The organism is Agromyces fucosus, from assembly GCF_004134865.1.
In the GTDB taxonomy this organism is placed as follows: domain Bacteria; phylum Actinomycetota; class Actinomycetes; order Actinomycetales; family Microbacteriaceae; genus Agromyces; species Agromyces fucosus.
Genome location: NZ_SDPO01000001.1, coordinates 899,769 through 916,901 on the forward strand (window position 1 = coordinate 899,769; position 17,133 = coordinate 916,901).

General features: G+C 72.0%; 14 protein-coding genes. 8 read left to right on the forward strand and 6 right to left on the reverse strand.

Features of this window, described 5'->3' with window-relative positions:
* The first annotated feature begins 137 nt into the window (after positions 1-137).
* The 6 genes from ESP57_RS18365 to aqpZ all read left to right on the forward strand — a co-directional run bounded on the left by ESP57_RS18365 (position 138) and on the right by aqpZ (position 6,656).
* On the forward strand, positions 138-1,388 hold the full coding sequence (locus ESP57_RS18365; protein WP_165877366.1) for a hypothetical protein: 1,251 nt from the start codon (positions 138-140) through the stop codon (positions 1,386-1,388).
* Positions 1,379-2,065: a DUF4129 domain-containing protein gene (locus tag ESP57_RS18370; RefSeq protein WP_056009910.1), complete on the forward strand. Its 687-nt coding sequence runs from the start codon at positions 1,379-1,381 to the stop codon at positions 2,063-2,065. The genes ESP57_RS18365 and ESP57_RS18370 overlap by 10 nt, the downstream gene beginning before the upstream one ends.
* Positions 2,062-3,375 (forward strand): DUF4350 domain-containing protein, encoded by a 1,314-nt coding sequence (locus ESP57_RS04180; RefSeq protein WP_129230632.1) that lies wholly within the window; start codon positions 2,062-2,064, stop codon positions 3,373-3,375. Before ESP57_RS18370 ends, ESP57_RS04180 begins: the two co-directional genes overlap by 4 nt.
* Positions 3,372-4,361, forward strand: coding sequence for an AAA family ATPase (locus ESP57_RS04185; RefSeq protein WP_056009914.1), 990 nt, complete (start codon positions 3,372-3,374; stop codon positions 4,359-4,361). Before ESP57_RS04180 ends, ESP57_RS04185 begins: the two co-directional genes overlap by 4 nt.
* A gap of 18 nt (positions 4,362-4,379) precedes the next feature.
* Entirely contained in the window at positions 4,380-5,717 is a 1,338-nt protein-coding gene (locus ESP57_RS04190) for a DUF58 domain-containing protein (RefSeq protein WP_129230633.1), read from the forward strand.
* 183 nt (positions 5,718-5,900) lie between these two features.
* Positions 5,901-6,656 (forward strand): aquaporin Z, encoded by a 756-nt coding sequence (gene aqpZ, locus ESP57_RS04195; RefSeq protein WP_115957390.1) that lies wholly within the window; start codon positions 5,901-5,903, stop codon positions 6,654-6,656.
* A gap of 75 nt (positions 6,657-6,731) precedes the next feature.
* On the opposite strand, the gene ESP57_RS04200 is transcribed toward aqpZ, so the two are convergent.
* Positions 6,732-7,727 carry a stage II sporulation protein M gene (locus ESP57_RS04200; RefSeq protein WP_129230634.1) on the reverse strand — a complete coding sequence of 332 codons (996 nt, stop codon included), beginning with the start codon at positions 7,725-7,727 and terminating at the stop codon, positions 6,732-6,734.
* Between the two features lie 17 nt (positions 7,728-7,744).
* Between ESP57_RS04200 and ESP57_RS04205 the strand changes: the two genes are divergently transcribed.
* Complete coding sequence (locus tag ESP57_RS04205) at positions 7,745-8,587, forward strand: RDD family protein (RefSeq protein ID WP_115957388.1); 843 nt, start codon at positions 7,745-7,747, stop codon at positions 8,585-8,587.
* A gap of 96 nt (positions 8,588-8,683) precedes the next feature.
* Here ESP57_RS04205 and ahcY read toward each other — a convergent pair whose 3' ends face one another.
* The 3 genes from ahcY to ESP57_RS04220 form a co-directional block, all read right to left on the reverse strand.
* Positions 8,684-10,165, reverse strand: a complete 1,482-nt coding sequence (gene ahcY, locus ESP57_RS04210; protein WP_056009927.1) for an adenosylhomocysteinase — start codon at positions 10,163-10,165, stop codon at positions 8,684-8,686.
* Positions 10,166-10,229: 64 nt separating this feature from the next.
* On the reverse strand, positions 10,230-11,663 hold the full coding sequence (locus ESP57_RS04215) for a phosphomannomutase/phosphoglucomutase (protein ID WP_056009929.1): 1,434 nt from the start codon (positions 11,661-11,663) through the stop codon (positions 10,230-10,232).
* Positions 11,660-11,875 (reverse strand): DUF3499 family protein, encoded by a 216-nt coding sequence (locus tag ESP57_RS04220; RefSeq protein ID WP_082571350.1) that lies wholly within the window; start codon positions 11,873-11,875, stop codon positions 11,660-11,662. Before ESP57_RS04220 ends, ESP57_RS04215 begins: the two co-directional genes overlap by 4 nt.
* Positions 11,876-11,937: 62 nt before the next feature.
* Here ESP57_RS04220 and ESP57_RS04225 point away from each other — a divergent pair, with 62 nt between their 5' ends.
* Complete coding sequence (locus ESP57_RS04225; protein WP_056009931.1) at positions 11,938-12,381, forward strand: hypothetical protein; 444 nt, start codon at positions 11,938-11,940, stop codon at positions 12,379-12,381.
* A 59-nt stretch (positions 12,382-12,440) separates the two neighbouring features.
* Here the strand turns inward: ESP57_RS04225 and ESP57_RS04230 are convergent, their stop codons facing one another.
* Together ESP57_RS04230 and ESP57_RS04235 are read right to left on the reverse strand one after the other, a co-directional pair.
* Entirely contained in the window at positions 12,441-13,913 is a 1,473-nt protein-coding gene (locus ESP57_RS04230) for a DUF5719 family protein (RefSeq protein WP_056009934.1), read from the reverse strand.
* A complete protein-coding gene (locus ESP57_RS04235) occupies positions 13,903-17,028 on the reverse strand; it encodes a glycosyltransferase family 2 protein (RefSeq protein WP_129230635.1) in 3,126 nt (1,041 codons plus the stop codon). Before ESP57_RS04235 ends, ESP57_RS04230 begins: the two co-directional genes overlap by 11 nt.
* Positions 17,029-17,133: the final 105 nt, after the last annotated feature.

Sequence of the window (17,133 nt, forward strand, 5' to 3'; positions counted from 1 at the left end):
CCGGATCACGGCCGAAACCAGTGCCTAAAGCGTAGTCGGTCGGGGCGGGAAGACCACCGGAAGGCCGATCGGCGCGTGCCCGGCGCGTCGGCGATATGTGCGAGCATGGTGGGAATCCGCCGGAAGGAGCCCCACAGGTGTCAGACCACGACTGGCAGGCGCCCGGCGGTGCTCCCGCTCCGGGCCCCGCTCCGGATGCCGCTCCTGCGCCCCGATTCGACCCGTCTGCCTTCCCTCCCCCGAGCGTCGAAGCGTCGCCGCCGGCCCTCCCGGCTCCGGCCGCTCCGACATCGCCGATGTACGGCCAGGTTCCGTACGGTTCGCCGCTCGGCTGGACGCCGCCCCCGAAGCCGGGCCTGCTCCCGCTGCATCCGCTGGGATTCGGCACGGTGCTCTGGGCTCCGTTCAAGGTGCTCCGGCGAAACCCTGCGGCGACCTTCGGGACCGGTCTCGTGGTGCAGCTCGTCTCGGTCGTCGCGATGCTGGCGGTCTTCATCCCGTTCATGGTGTTCGTCGTCTCGCGTGTCGAGAGCGCAACCGATTCCGCCGACGCCGATGCACTGATGTCGGGCGCCATCGGCGGCTTCCTGCTGCTCATGCTCGTGCCCATCGCCCTCTCGCTCATCGCGGGCGCATTCCTGCAGGGCGTGATGGTCATCGAGGTCGCCAGCGGCACCCTCGGCGAACGACTCCGCTTCGCCGCGCTGTGGAAGCGCGCCGCGAAGCGCTTCTGGCCCCTCCTCGGCTGGACCGCGATGGTCACCGGCGCCATCGTCGTGGCCTTCGCGTTCTTCATCGCGATCATCGTCGTCGCCACCTTCTTCGACCCGGTGACCGTCATCGTGACGATCCTCGTCATGATCCTCGCCGGGCTCGGTGCGGCGGTCGTGGCCGCATGGCTCGGCACGAAGCTCTCGCTCGTGCCGAGCGTCATCGTGCTCGAGGGCGTCGGCATCGGCACGGCGATGAAGCGGTCGTGGCGGCTCACCGACGGCTTCTTCTGGCGGACCTTCGGCACGCTCCTGCTCGTCGGGTTCATCCTCAACCTCGCGGCGCAGGTCGTGGTGCAGCCGGTCTCCCTCATCGGCACGATCATCGCTGCGATCATCGACCCGACCGGCACGGGTGCCGCCATCGCGATCACCGTGGTGACGATGATCGTGACCGTCATCCTGTCCCTCCTGATCGGTGCGATCACCGCCGTCGTGCAAGCGGCCCTCGTCGCCGTCATCTACATCGACCTGCGCATGCGCACCGAGGCCCTCGACCTCGAGCTCGTGCGCCACATCGAGCAGCGCGACGCCGGCGTCCCGGTGACCGATCCGTATGCCGCCCCGGCGACGGCGACGGCCCCTGCCGCGACGGCCGCCGGCCCCGCGTGGCCGTGATCCGGCTGCGCGGCACCCCGCTCGACCCCGATGCCCCCGAGGCGCGTCGGTGGCTCGAGGACGAGCTGACCGGGCCCGAATACCAGGCGGCGAAGCCGAGTCCGTTCGATGTCGCGATGCAGGCGATCCGCGACTGGTTCCTCGGGCTCTTCGACGGTGCCACCGGGCTTCCTGGTCCGGTGCTGACGCTGCTGCTCGTGCTCCTCGTCGTCGCCCTCGTCGTCGTCGGCCTCCTCGTCTTCGGACTGCCACGGCTCCGGCGCCGCCGCCGGAGCGAGGTGGCGCTCTTCGACGACCACGACCGCCGCGATCTCGAGACGCTGCGTCGGGCCGCGATCGCGGCGGCGAGCGCGGGCGACTGGCCGCTCGCCATCGAGGAGCGATTCCGTGCCCTCGTCCGCGGTCTCGTCGAGCGCGAGGTCGTCACGGTGCACCCCGGCACCACGGCACGGGCCTTCGCGGATGCCGCGGCGGGCTCGTTCCCCGACCTGGCCGCCGAGCTGCGCACAGCTGCGGCCGGGTTCGACGGCGTTCGCTATCTCGGCCGCGCCGGATCCGCCGACGAGTACGCGCGGGTGACCGAGCTGGAGCGCCGCATCGCCGAGGCGCGGCCGACGAGGCGAGACGGGCACGAGGCATCCGCTGACGACCGCGACCCGGTCGAGGCCGCTCGATGAGGGCCTTGATCGACGGCTCGAGCGCGAATCCGGCGACGGCGGATGCCTCGGGCCCCGGCACCGATCTCGACGTCGGCGGCGACGCCTCGGCGCCCGCCGTCACGCCGACCGTCCGGGCGTTCCTGCGCCGCAGTCGGACCTGGATCGTGATCGCCGCGGTGCTCGTGCTGGGTGCGCTCATCGTGATGGCGATCCAAGGCGGCGCACGCGCGCCGGGTGCCCCGCTCGCGGCCGACAATCCCGCCCCTGCGGGCGCAAAGGCACTCGTGGAGGTGCTCCGCGATCATGGGGTCGTCGTCACCGAGGCGCGCTCGTTCGACGCCGCGCTGGACGCGGCCGACGGCACGGCGACGGTGCTCGTCTACGACGAGTACGCGATCCTCGACGACCGCCGGCTGACGGAGCTCTCCGAGGCGACCGATCGGCTGATCCTCGTCGAGCCCGGGTTCACGGCCCTCGAGACGCTCGCGCCGGGTGTCCGGTTCGCCGGCGCCGCGAGTGGCCCGATCGACGAGGTCGCGTGCGACCTGGGCCCCGCGGTCCGCGCCGGCTCGCTCTCCGACGGGCAGCGGCTCGTCACCGTCGACGACGAAGCGGCCGATGCCGGCTGGCAGGGCTGCTTCCGCGACGGCGACTTCGGCTTCGCGGTCGCGAGCGGCCCGACCGCGGGCGGCGCCGAGCTCACGATCGTCGGTTTGACGAGCGTGTTCGCGAACGAGACGATCACCGAGGCGGGCAACGCCGCCCTCGCGATCGGACTGACGGGCGCGAGCGACGAACTCGTCTGGTACCTCCCCGGCCCGGGGGATGCCGACGCCGCCGACGCACCGAGCCTGGCCGAGCTCACGCCGGGCTGGGTGAGTCCCGTGATGGTGCTCGCGTTCGTGGTCGTCATCGTCGCGGGCGTCTGGCAGGGCCGTCGGTTCGGACCGCTCGTCGTCGAGCGCCTCCCGGTGCACGTGCCCGCCGGCGAGACGAGCCGGGGCCGGGCCAGGCTCTACGCGCGCACCTCGGCTCGCACCCACGCCGTCGACCAACTGCGCATCGGCGCCGTCGTGCGGATCGCACGGGTGCTCCGACTCCCCCGATCCGCCGGCGTCGACGAGGTCACGGATGCCGCGGCGCGGGCGACCGGCCGCGACGGGGCATCCGTTCACCGCCTGCTCGCGGACGACCTGCCCGCCGACGATCGCGCACTCGTCGACCTCGCCGCCGGGCTCGCAGAGCTCGAGGCCGCGGTGCAGCGCTCGCTCGATCCGCGCAGCGCCGAACCCACCGATCGTGACGACCCCACAGGAAGGCGACCATGACCGACCCCATCCCCGCTCCGGCGATCGCTGCCACCGACGACGAGCTGCGCGCCGCGCTCAATCGCGTGCGCACCGAGGTCGGCAAGGCCGTCGTCGGTCAGGACGGCGCCGTGACCGGCCTCATCATCGCCCTGTTGACGCGCGGTCACGTGCTGCTCGAGGGCGTGCCCGGCGTCGCGAAGACGTTGCTCGTGCGCACGCTCAGCCGCACCCTGCAGCTCGATACGCGCCGCCTGCAGTTCACCCCCGACCTCATGCCCGGCGACGTCACGGGATCGCTGGCCTACGACCCCCGCTCGGGCGAGTTCGCCTTCCGCGAGGGGCCGGTGTTCACGAACATCCTCCTCGCTGACGAGATCAACCGCACGCCGCCGAAGACGCAGTCGGCACTGCTCGAGGCGATGGAGGAGCGCCAGGTCTCGGCCGACGGCGTCACGCGCCCGCTCCCCGACCCGTTCATGGTCGCGGCGACGCAGAACCCGATCGAGTACGAGGGCACCTATTCCCTGCCAGAGGCGCAGCTCGACCGGTTCCTGCTGAAGCTCGTGCTCGACGTGCCCGAGCGCACCGCCGAGCTCTCGCTCCTCCGTCGCCACGCCGACGGATTCGACCCGCACGACCTCGCCGCAGCGGGCGTCACCCCGGTGCTCGGCGCGGCCGAACTCGCGGCGGCTCGCGCTGCGGCATCCGCTGTGCGTGTGGAGGACGACGTGCTCGGCTACCTCGTCGACCTCGCTCGCGCGACTCGCCGCAGCCCGTCGATGCGGCTCGGCGTGAGCCCTCGCGGCACGACGGGCCTGCTCGCTGCGGCGAAGGCGTGGGCGTGGCTCACGGGCTACGAGTCGCTCACGCCCGACCACGTGCAGGCGATGCTGCTGCCCGTCTGGCGCCACCGGGTGCAGCTCCGACCCGAGGCCGAGCTCGAGGGCGTCTCGATCGACGCGGTGCTGCAGTCGATCGTGCAACAGGTGCAGGTGCCGCTCTGAGATGACCCGGATCCTCTGATGGCTCTGACCGGTCGGTTCGTCCTCCTCGTCGCACTCGGCGTCGTGCCCGTCGTCGCGGCGGGCGCCGTCGGCGCGCCCGAGGCCTGGCTCGCGCTCGTGGGGTGGCTCGTGTTCGTCATCGGCGCGGGCGCGCTCGACCTGTCGCTCGCCGCGTCACCGCGTCGGGTGGCGTTGCGCCGCGAGTTGCCCGACCGCGTGCGGCTCGGCGAACCGGTGACCTCGGTGCTGAGCGTCGAGAACCTCGGGCAGCGGATGCTCCGCGCCACCGTGCGCGACGGCTGGGAACCGTCGGCCGGGGTCGCCGGCCCCAATCGCACCCCGCTCCGGATCCCTCCGTTCGAGCGCCGTCGCATGACGCTCGAGCTCACCCCGTGGCGACGGGGCGACCGGCGCAGCGACCAGGTCACGATCCGCTCCGCCGGCCCCCTCGGGCTCTGGCCCCGGCAGGCGACGCTCTCGGCGCCGGGCCGCGTCCGCGTGCTCCCGCCCTTCCACTCGCGCGTGCACCTGCCGTCGCGGCTCACCCGGCTGCGCGAGCTCGACGGCCGCACACCACTGCTCATCCGCGGTCAGGGCACGGAGTTCGACTCCATCAGGGAGTACGTGCGCGGCGACGACGTGCGCTCGATCGACTGGCGCGCCACGGCGAGGCACGCGGACCCCGAGGTGCCCGGGAGTACACGTCTCATGGTGCGCACCTGGCGTCCCGAGCGCGATCGCCGCATCGTGATCGTGACCGACACCTCGCGCACCGCGGCAGCCCGGATCGCCGACGAACCGCGCCTCGACACCGCATTCGAGGCATCGCTCCTGCTCGCCGCGCTCGCCTCGCACGCCGGCGACAAGGTCGACTTCCTCGCATGGGATCGTCGGCTCCGCGGGCGGGTGCACGGCGCCAGCGGTCCGGCGCTCCTCGCCCGAATGGTCGACACGATGGCGGGCATCGAGGCCGAACTGATCGAGGCCGACTGGGCGGCCGTTCCGGCGCAGGTGCGCCGCATCACGAGTCGGCACGCACTCGTCGTGCTGCTGACCGCCGCCGACTCACCCGGAACGGCACGTGGACTCCTCTCGGTCCTCCCCCAGCTGACCGCTCGGCACACCGTGGTGGTCGCTTCCGTCGCCGACCCGTCGCTCCTCGACGCCGCGCGCGGGCGCGACGACCTCGAGCAGGTCTACGCCGCCGCCGCCGCCGAACGGGGCCTTCTCGACGGCGAACGCGTGGGCGCCGCGGTACGGCGACTCGGCGGCCTGACGGTGAGCGCAGCGCCGCTCGAGCTGCCGCCCGCCCTCGCCGATCTCTACCTGGAGCTGAAGGCGACCGGCCGGCTCTGACGGCCGGATGACGGTTTCGGGCCTCGCACGACGGCAGGTGACGCGGCGCGGCATCGATCCCCAGCGGATTCACAACATTCGCGCGCGGTTCACGCTCGCCGCGCCTGCCGCTCGATAGGTTCGCTTCAGGCGCCAGGGGGTTGGTGCCGATTCCGTCTTGTCTCCCCTACGAAAGGACCCCCTGTGTCTGATGCGACCACGGCCGTCGAGGCTCCCTCGACCGCCCAGAAGCTCACCGCCGAATTCATCGGCACCTTCATCCTCGTCTTCGGCGTCATCGGCACCGTCGTGTTCGCCGCCGGATTCAATGGCGGCGAAGGCGGCCTGAACGTCGGCTTCCTCGGTGTCTCCCTCGCCCTCGGCCTCACGGTCGTGGTCGGCGCATACGCGTTCGGGCCCATCTCGGGCGGACACTTCAACCCCGCCGTGAGCATCGGTCTCGCCGTCGCCGGCAAGTTCTCCTGGAAGGCGGTGGGCCCCTACATCGCGGTGCAGATCCTCGGCGGCATCCTCGCGACGACCGTGCTCCTCGGCATCCTCTCGGCCGGTCCGAAGTTCGACATCGTCATCTTCACCGGCGCATCGACCGGCTACGACCAGCTCTCCCCCGGCAACTACGGCCTCGGCTCGGTCTTCCTCATCGAGACCGTCGCGACGGCGATCTTCCTCTTCGTGATCCTCGGCGTCACGAGCACCCGCGCGGCCGTCGGCTTCGCCCCGCTCGCGATCGGCCTCACGCTGACGCTGCTCGCGCTCATCGCCATCCCAGTGTCGAACGCCTCGTTCAACCCGGCCCGCTCGATCGCCACCGCGCTCTACGGCGGCGGCATCGCATGGAGCCAGCTGTGGGTGTCGATCGTCGCCCCGATCCTCGGCGCCGTCATCGCAGCGCTCATCTACAAGCTCGTCTTCGACCGCACGAAGCAGCTCGCCGCGTAACCTCTCAGACGACGATGGCGGATGTCCCACGGGGCATCCGCCATCGTCGTCTCCACGGCCGTGGACACGCGACGGTCAGCCGGCGACGATGCGCTGCGACCCTGCGTCGAACTCGACGAGGTCGCCCGTCTCGCCCGCGCGACTCGCGCGGCCGCCCAGCACGAGCATGTACGCGAGGAACCCGCCGAGCGCCGCGACGCCGATGCCGATCTTCACCGGCCACGGCCACGGGGCGGGGGTGACGAAGCCCTCGATGATTCCCGAGACGAAGAGGAAGAAGACGAGGCCGATGGCGACGCTGAAGAGCGCGCGGGCGTCTTCGGCGAGTGCCACGCCCCGAGACCGGGCGCCCGGCGCCACCCAGGCCCAGAAGATGCGGAGGCCGGCCGCCGCCGCGACGAAGACGCACGTGAGCTCGAGCAGTCCATGCGGTGCGATGTAGAGGAAGAACGTGTCGGCCTCGTCGTAGGCGAACATGACCGCGGCGTTCACGCCGAGGTTCTGCGCGTTCTGCAGGATCACCCACGGCACCCACACCCCGAGGATGCCGAAGGCCACGCACTGCGCCGCGATCCAGGCATTGTTCGTCCACACGGCGCCCGCGAACGAAGCCGCCGGGTTCTCCGAGTAATAGGCGACGAAACCCTCCTCGGCGAGCTGGCGCAGCTCATCCTCGCTGCCGATCGCCGCCAGCACGCGGGGGTCGGCGCTGATCCACCACGCGTAGAGGGCCGCAACGACGACCGTGACGATCGCCATGGCGAGGGTCAGCCACCGCAAGCGGTAGAACGCGGCCGGCAGGCTCACGATCGCGAACCGGGTGAACTGGCGCATCGGGTTCTCGGGTGCACCCGTGAAGGCGAGTCGAGCCCTCGCGAGCGTGACGGACAGCCGGTCGCCGAGGGGGGTCGAACCCGCTGTCGCCTGCACGAGCGAGAGGTCGGAGGCCGCGCTCTGGTACCGCTCGATCAGCTCGTCGGCCTCGGCGCCGTCGAGCCGTCGACGTCGTGCGAGCGCGTCGAGCCGCTGCCAGTCGTCATGACGGGCGGAGGCGAGCGCATCGAGGTCCATCTGCTTGAATACTACCCATGGCAGATGCCCCCGCCGTCGCCCCGAGCGCGGCCCGATTCGACGACGAGGGCGTCGTCACCGGCGAGGCCGTGACGCTCGACGTGCGACCCGCGAGCGCGATCATCCGAGCAGGCGGCGCGATGATCGACGTCCTCGTGTCCGTGCTCCTCATCCTCGGCCTGCTGCTGGCGCTCTCGGGGCTCGGCATCGACGAGAAGGGCTTCCAGGCCATCCTCATCGCGGGCATCGTGACCTGCATCGTGATCGTGCCCACCGCAGTCGAGACAGCCACGCACGGTCGTTCGCTCGGCAAGCTCGCATTGGGTCTGCGCGTGGTACGCGACGACGGCGGGGCGATCGGGTTCCGGCACGCGTTCATCAGGGCGCTCACCGGTGTCGTCGAGATCTACCTGACCTTCGGCGGCCTCGCCGTCCTCGTCGGCTTCCTGAACCCGTCGTCGAAGCGACTCGGCGACCTCCTGGCGGGTACTCACGGCCAGGTGGAGCGCGTGCCGAAGCTGCCGTCGACCGCATTCGGCGTGCCGCCCCAGCTCGTCGCTTGGGCGGCCATCGCCGATGTCGCGCGCCTGCCCGACCCGCTCGCGCGCCGGGTCGCCTCCTTCTTCACGAACGCCGCGCACCTGGTGCCCGAGAGTCGCGCCCGCGTCGCAGCGTCGCTCGCCGCAGAGGTTGCGCCGTTCGTCTCGCCCTTGCCCGATGCGCCGCCCGAGCTCTTCCTCGCCGGCGTCGCGGCGCTCCGCCGCGAACGCGACGCAGTGGCGCTCTCGCTCGTCGACGCCCGCATGGCCTCGCTCGCGCCGGTGCTCACGGCGACGCCGCCCGGGTTCCCCGAGCGCTGAGTCAGCCCTCCCGCTGGTCGAGTAGGCGCCAGCGCCGTATCGAGACCGACGTGACGGGTCTCGATACGCTCCTTCGTCGCCACTCGACCAACGAGATCAGTACCGGTAGTGGTCGACCTTGTACGGGCCCTCGACCGGAACGCCGATGTAGGCGGCCTGCTCGGGCGAGAGCTCGGTGAGCTCGACGCCGAGCGAGTCGAGGTGCAGGCGCGCGACCTTCTCGTCGAGGTGCTTCGGCAGCACGTAGACGCCGACCGGGTACTGCTCGGGCCTGGTCCACAGCTCGATCTGGGCGAGCACCTGGTTCGTGAAGGAGTTCGACATGACGAACGACGGATGCCCCGTGGCGTTGCCGAGGTTCATGAGCCGGCCCTCGGAGAGCACGAGGATCGAGCGCCCCGTCGGCAGCCGCCACTCGTGCACCTGCGGCTTGATCTCGATGCGCTCGGCGCCCGCGAGCGACTCGAGTCCGGCCATGTCGATCTCGTTGTCGAAGTGGCCGACGTTCGCGACGATCGCGAGGTGCTTCATGGCGAGCATGTGCGAGGTGCGCACGACGTCCTTGTTGCCCGTGCAGGTGACGAGGATGTCGACCTCGCCGATGACGTCGTCGAGGCGGGCGACCTGGTAGCCGTCCATCGCAGCCTGCAGCGCGCAGATCGGGTCGACCTCCGAGACGATGACCCGGGCCCCCTGGCCTCGCAGCGCTTCTGCAGCGCCCTTGCCGACGTCGCCGTAGCCCACGACGAAGGCGACCTTGCCGCCCATGAGCACGTCGGTCGCGCGGTTGAGTCCGTCGGGCAGCGAGTGTCGGATGCCGTACTTGTTGTCGAACTTCGACTTCGTGACCGAGTCGTTGACGTTGATGGCCGGGAAGAGCAGGGCGCCTTCGGCGTGCAGCTCGTAGAGGCGGTGCACGCCGGTGGTGGTCTCCTCGGTGACGCCCTTGAGCTCCTCGGCGATGCGCGTCCAGCGGTCGGTGCTGAGCTCGAGACTCGCGCGCAGCGTGTCCAGCACCACCCGGTACTCGTGGCTGGCGTCATCTGCGGCCGCCGGCACCGCGCCCGCTGCCTCGAAGTCGCGACCGTGGTGCACCAGCATCGTGGCGTCGCCGCCGTCGTCGAGGATCATGTTGGGGCCGATCCAGTCGGCACCGGATGCCGCGGCCTCCGCCGACCAGTCGAAGATGCGGTCGGTGCACCACCAGTACTCCTCGAGCGACTCGCCCTTCCAGGCGAAGACCGGCACACCCGCGGGGGCGTCGACGGTGCCCTCGGGGCCGACCACGATCGCGGCGGCCGCTTCGTCTTGCGTGGAGAAGATGTTGCAGCTCGCCCAGCGCACCTGCGCGCCGAGCGCGACGAGGGTCTCGATGAGCACGGCGGTCTGCACCGTCATGTGCAGGCTGCCGGCGATGCGGGCGCCCGCGAGCGGCTTGGACGCGCCGAACTCAGCGCGGAGGGCCATGAGGCCCGGCATCTCGTTCTCGGCGAGCCGCAGCTGGTGCCGGCCGGCCTCGGCGAGGGAGAGGTCGGCGACCTTGTACGGGAGGGCGGTGGTCGCGGGCAGCGTGGTCATGCGCCCATTCTGCCAGCTCGCGTCGGAGTGCCGATGCGCAGGCGTGTGCACGGCCTCGCAGGACTCAGGCGCGGATGAGCGCGAGGACCTCGTCGCGGATGGCCGCCATCGTCGCGACATCCTCGCCCTCGGCGTTCAGGCGCAGGAGCGGCTCGGTGTTCGAGGGCCGCACGTTGAACCACCAGAACGCCTCGTCGCCGGAGGTCATGCCCGTGACCGTGAGGCCGTCGAGCTCGTCGAACTCGGCGCGATCGGTGAACGCCTCGACGATGCGCGTGTAGGCGGCGGGCACGTCGTCGACGACCGAGTTGATCTCACCCGAGAGCGCGTACGGGGTGAAGCGCGTCGACATCGCGGAGAGCGGGGCCTCCTGCGCGCCGAACTCGGCGAGCACGTGCATGGCCGCGAGCATGCCGTTGTCGGCGCCCCAGAAGTCCCGGAAGTAGTAGTGCGCCGAGTGCTCGCCGCCGAAGACGGCGCCCGTCGCCTTCATCTGGTCCTTGATGAGCGAGTGGCCGACGCGGGTGCGCACGGGAGTCGCGCCTGCGGCCTCGATCGCCTCGGGCACGAAGCGCGAGGTGATGAGGTTGTGGATCACCGCGACATCCGCTTCGCCCATCGCCTGCACGCGGGCGATCTCGCGGAGCGCCACGATGGCGGCCACCGCCGAGGGGTCGACCGCACCGCCCTGCTCGTCGACGACGAAGCAACGGTCGGCGTCGCCGTCGAAGGCGAGCCCGAGGTCGGCGCCGTGCTCGACGACCGCCCGCTGCAGGTCGACGAGGTTCGCGGGCTCGAGCGGGTTCGCCTCGTGGTTCGGGAAGGTGCCGTCGAGCTCGAAGTAGAGGGGCACGATCTCGAGCGGAAGGGCAGGAAGCCCGGCAGCGGTGCCCAGCACGGCCGGCACGGTGAGCCCGCCCATGCCGTTGCCGGCGTCGACGACGATCTTGAGCGGGCGGATGCCGTTGAGGTCGACGAGCGAGCGCAGGTACGCCGCGTAGTCCGCCAGCACGTCGACGGTCGAGACCGTGCCTGGCACGGCGACGGGCGCGACGCCCTGCTCGAGGTAGTCGGCTGCGCGATCGCGGATCGCGGCGAGGCCCGTGTCGAGCGAGATGCCCTGCGCGCCTGCACGCGAGAACTTGATGCCGTTGTACGCGGCAGGGTTGTGGCTCGCCGTGAACATGGCCGCCGGCGCGTTCATCGAGCCGGAGGCGAAGTAGCTCTCGTCGGTCGAGCACAGCCCGATCGAGACGACATCGGCACCGCGCGCAACGGCCCCCCTGGCGAACGCCTCGGCGAAGCCGGGCGAGGAGTCGCGCATGTCATGCCCGACGACGACCGTGCCGCCGCCTGCGCCGACCTCGTCGACGAAGGCCGCTGCAAGCGCCTGGACGGTTTCGGCGGTGAGCCCGTCGCCGACGATTCCGCGGACGTCGTAGGCCTTCACGATGGCGTCGAGGCGCGCTCGTGCCTCGGAGGATGCTGCGGAATTCATGCCTTGAAACCTACCTCACCGAGGCTGACGTGCCGCACGACCTGCCACCCCACGGGGGCCGACGTGCGCTCGGCATGCCGTGCGCAGAGGTCGTAGCCGTGGGGCTCGCGGGTGACCGCGAGCGGACCGAGCACGGCCATCGAATCGGCATAGTCGAACGTCAGCGTGGCAACCGCTTCGGCAGCGCAGGCAGTGCGCGAACAACGTCTCATGGCTCCACCAGAGTAGCGAGCATCGGAGCGGATCGGTGGGCACGACTCAGTACGATGAGAGCATGCCCCGCTCCCGTCGTGCCGTCTCAGAGCCGCGATCGCCACGGCGCCTCGCCCGCGACCGTCACGGCCGCGGGCTCCGCTCAGCCGTGACGGGGCCCCACCTGCCGATGCTGCACAACCGGCTCGACGAATTCGACGTGACGGTCGGCACGACCGCGGCGTACCTGCGCGGGCTCTGGCCCGAACTCGACGGCGTCGTCTTCGAAGTCGCGCAGGGGCCGGCCGAGGCGATCCACGACGACCACGTCGATCGCTGGAAGGTCTTCCACGACGAGCGTCGCATCGTGTTCTACCGGCTGCCGATCGTGCGGTTCCTCCGGCTGCAGGAGGGCGAGGAGCGCGAGGAGAAGCTGCTCATCGAGAGCTGCGTCTTCCGGGCCATCGCCGACCTGCTCGGCAAGGACCCGTGGGAGCTCGCGCCGGGCCGCTACCGCCACCTCTGAGCACGTCGGCGGCAGCGCGGCACGGCGCGCCTCGCGACGGCCTGACTGTTGTCGGACGCCTAGCGCGGGAACACGCGGATGGGCGCGTCGAGCGGTCCGGGCGGCTGCACGCCGAACGAGGCGAGTTCGCCTTCGTCGCCGAACGAGACCGAGGCGTGCACCCCGGAGACTCCGGCGAGCGTGACCATCGAGCCTGCGTCGACCTCGACGGATGCCGCTGAGCCCGCGTCGATCGCCACGGCACGCGTCTCGCCGTCGATCGTGACCTGCACCTCGGCCTCGTCCTCCCCCTCGTTCGCGAGGTGGAGGACGGGCGAGGGTCCGTCGGGGACCGCGACGACCGCGTCCTCGAGCAGCGGGGAGGTCGACACCGTCCACGCGAAGTCGCCCGCAGCCGCGGCATCCGCCGATCCAGGCTGCTGGGCGTCGCCCGGGGCGGTGACCGAGGCGCGGGCGGCCGCGAGCACGGGGCCGTCGGCCTCGATACGCACGGTGTACGCACCCGCGTCCAGCACCCCGAGCGGAACGTCGGTCGCGCGGCCCGGCTGGAGCGTCGCCTCGATCGTGGAGCCCGAGGTGCTGCCCGCTTCGGGAACGAGCCCGATCGTCACGTCGACGGGCTCGTCGCCCGTGGCGAGCAGCCGCACCGCTGGGAACGCATCGCCCTCGGCGTGGTCATCGGCGGGGTCGATGCCGCCCGACTCCGCGACCACGAATCCGGGGATGATCTGCGTGCTGGCGGGCATCGCCGCCGGACCGGTGAGCTCGACCCCGGCGGGCGCCAGCCCGTCGACGGCGGACTGCTCGAGCGCCGCCGCGATCGTGCCGCCGGTGCTCGTGACGTGCACGATCGGAGAGGCCAGGTTCGGGGCGAGTCCGGCGAGCGAGACCACGCGCTGGCTGCCGCCCGGGACGATGATGCCGAGCGCCGAGCCGGCTTCGACCGCACCGGTCTCGCCCGTCACCCGCACGTCGACCGTGGCTGCGACGTCGGTGGGGTTCGCCAGCATCACGAGGCTCGTGCGGCCGAGTGTCGTCGCCCCTGCCACGAGCCACGATTCGGCGGTGGCCTCGGTGCAGGCGGTGGCGGCGAATCCCGCGATCGTCTCGGTGTCGGCCGATTGGGACTGCGCCCCGGCGATCATGCCGGCGTCGACGGTGCCGGGCTCGACCTCGATCACGACGGGGGTGCCGTCGCGGTCGGCCTGCGGATTGCCGGGCGCGTCGAGCGGGGTCTCGGCGATCTCGGCGTCGTCGGGCTCCGCGCCGAGCGTCGCGTCCGCCCCGCCGATCGAGGATGCGGTCGTCGCGGCAGCCGCGTCGTCGGCGAGCGTGAGCAGTGGGCCGGGGCAGACGCGCTGCTGTCGGCTCTCCGCGGGCTGGACGACGAGCGACGGCGGGGTGACGCGGTGCTCCGGCCACGGCACGAGGGCGGCGGCTCCGAGCACGGCGACGGCGAGTGCGGCCGCCACGAGGAGTCCGGCGGCCCGGCCGCCGATGCGGGCCAGGGTGCGTGCGCGCTCAGCTCGCATCGTCGTCTCCCTTCGTCTCGGTCGGTTCGGCTCGGTCGGATGCCGCGGGCGGCTCCTGCTCGTCCGTCGAGGGTTCGTCGGGACCCGCTGGTTCATCGGCCGCCGCCGGCTCAGCCGCGTCGGCAGGCTCGGCCGCATCGGCAGGCTCGGCCGCGTCATCCGATTCGACGGCGTCGGCATACTCTCCTGCCGCTGGGGAATCGCCGGCTTCTTGATCCGCAAGGACCGGCTCCGGGGATGCGTCGGCCCCCGCGGCCTCCTCGGCGGAATCCTTCCGAGCCTTCGCGGCAGGCCACGGCCGGCGCCGCGGCGGTCGGCGCCGCTGGGGTCGACGGTCGGCCTCACGACCCGCCCCGGTCGGAATGGACAGCAGGATCGTCGCGGCCAGCACGATGATCTGCACGGCGGTGATGAGCCCCGTCAGCGCACCGCCGGCGTTCGGCGGGATCTGCGCGGCCGGCGCGTCGGGCTCGGCGGCGCTGAACCGCCAGAGCGTGCCGAAGTCCGTCTCGCCGACGGCGATGAGCGCGGCGTTGCCGTCGAGGGCGGTGCGCGCGCGGGCCTCGGTCGCCGCGGCCTCGCGGTCGTCTCCGGCGGGCGCGGCGAGGAGCACGAACGAGACGCCGAACTCGCGGATCGCGGCATCCGGATCGAATCCGCTGCGTGAGGCGAGGTTTCCGGCGACCTCGGCGAGCTGTTCCTCAGACTCGCTCATCTCGTCGAGGGTCTGCTCGAGCGTCGACTGCTCGTCGAGCGTCGTGCCGGTTCCGTGTTCGAGGGTCGACCTGATGCTGCCGTCGACCTCGGGCTGGATGCGGAGCGTCGTCACGCGCGGGTCGGCTTCGGCCTCGGCGCCGACGAATGCCGGCAGCGTGCGCTCGGCGGCAGGGGCGATCGCGGTCGAGGCGGTCGCGATGGCGAGCCCCGTCGGCACGACCGCCGCGATCGTCGTCGCGGCGACGACCCATGCGAGGACGGCACCGCCGCGCCGCACCGCGTTCAACGCGATGACCGCGGCGAGCACGAACCCGAGCCAGGCGAGGCTCAGCCCGGGGCCCGTCCAGAGCTGCACCGCTTCGGGTCCGGCGACCGCCACGGCGACGTGCCCGGCGGCCACGGCGGTCGCGAAGCCGAGCAGCGCGAGGCCGAGGCTGAGTGCGGCCCCGCGGATGCCGGGTGCGAGCACGGCCGCGAGCGCCGCGAGGATGAGCGGCACGACGAGCAGGGTCACGACGAGCTTCGCGTCGATCACCGAACCGTCGCCGAGGAACTCCGGCCAACCGCCCCACGCAGCGCCGGGGAATCCGAGCGCGAGTTGCCATGCAGACGGGACGACGCTCTGCAGCGGCAGGCCGGGATCGGCGAGCAGGGCGATGGGGGTGCCGCGACCGAACTGCTCGAACAGGAGGGGCGCGAAGAGCACGAATGCCGGCAACGGCAGTCCGGCGAGGCGCACCGCAGCGCGTCCACTGACCGCGAGACCGACGAGCCACGCCACGAGCAGCGCCGGCGCGAGGCTCGGCGCCGCCGCGATGACCGCCGCGAACAGCAGGGACGCCGTCGCCGCGGCGGCCCACGACGTCGCCGCGCCGAACACGGCGAACGCGAGCCACCCGAGCAGCATGTGAGCGAGCACGGCGCCTGGGCGCCCGTCGCCGAGGGCGACCAGGAGCGGCGGGGCCAGACCCCAGACGAGTGCGGCCACGGCGCGCACCGAACCGCGCTCCGTCAGTCGAGAGGCGGCGAACCACGCGCCCAGCGTCGCGACCGGCACCGCCAGGAGCCAGAGCAGGACGAGCGCGAAGGACGGCGCCCAGAAGGCGATCGAACCGAGCACCGCGAGCACTCCCGCGAACGGGTCGGCGGCGCCGACGAATCCCGCGCCGATGTCGCGCCAACCGTAGGCCGCGTTGTGCCACAGCTCGCCGAGGCCGCTCGAGAGCGGCAGGATGCCGCCGCCGCTCAGCCCGCCTGCGCCGAGCAACCAGGAGAAGAGCGCGACGCTCGCCACGATCGAGACGAGGAGCACCCAACCGCCACCCGTTCCGATGAACTGCAGTTCGTGCTTCCTGCCCCGCGCCCGCTCGCGCCGCTCTTCGGCGGCGTGCTGGCGGCGGCGGCGCACCTCGTCGGGCGGCATCCGCAACGGAGCGATCGCCGACCACCCGGTCGTGCGCGCAGTCTTCAGCTGCCGCCGGGCGCGCGCGACGCGCATTCCCGAGAACATCGTGCCGAGCGCTGCGGCGAACTCCCCGATGATCGCCCCCGGGGACTTCACGAGCAGCAGCCGAACCGATCGGAGGATCGCGAGCGGCAGGAAGCTCAGCCAGTGCACGGGAACGGCGACGGCGGGCGCGTACACGAGCCGCCGATGGAGGGCCGCCGCTCGGGCCGCACGGGTGCGTCGCCTGGCAGCCCTGGCGCGCGGATCCGCCGGCTGCCCGACGACTCCGTCGCCGGCGAACCGCACATGGGCGCCCGGCACCACGGAGACCCGGTGGCCGGCCAGACGTGCCCTGATCGAGAAGTCGAGCGCGTCGTCGACCGTCGGCAGCGCCGGGTCGAATCCGTCGAGCGCGCGCCAGACCGAGTGCCGCACGAGGATGGCAGCAGGGTCGAGGCCGAGCACGTCGCTGAGTCCGTCGTGCTGGCCCTGGTCGAGTTCACCCGACACGAGCGAGACGCTGCGACCGAAACGGGTGATCGTCCGGCCGAACGTCGCGATCCGGTCGGGATCGTCCCATTCGCGGAGCTTGGGTCCGGCGATCGCGACGGACTTGGCGGTCTCGAGCGTGGCGACGAGGAGTTCGAGCGCTTCGGGCGCCGGCGCGGTGTCCTCTGCGAGCAGCCACAGGGCGTCGCCGTCGGACGTCGGCGCGTCGAGCACGCGATCCGCGGCACGCACGGCCTCGCCGAAGGAGAGGCGTTGCGAGAGTTCGACGATGTGCGTCGGAGACGAAGCCGCCGCGATCTCTCGCGCTTCGGCGTCGGCCTCCGTGAGGACGACGACGAGGGCATCGGGAACACGGCTCTGCGCTCGAATCGCTTCGAGCGAGTGCCTGAGGTGGTCGCCACCGTGATGTGCGACGAGGACGGCGGTGACTCTGGGGAACATCGGGGTCAGCCTAGGCGGCACATCCGGCAGGATCCGTCACCGATCCGGGCGTGCCTCGAAAATCCGGTCGAAAGTCTGGACGCGCCGACACGGCGAGACCGCCGA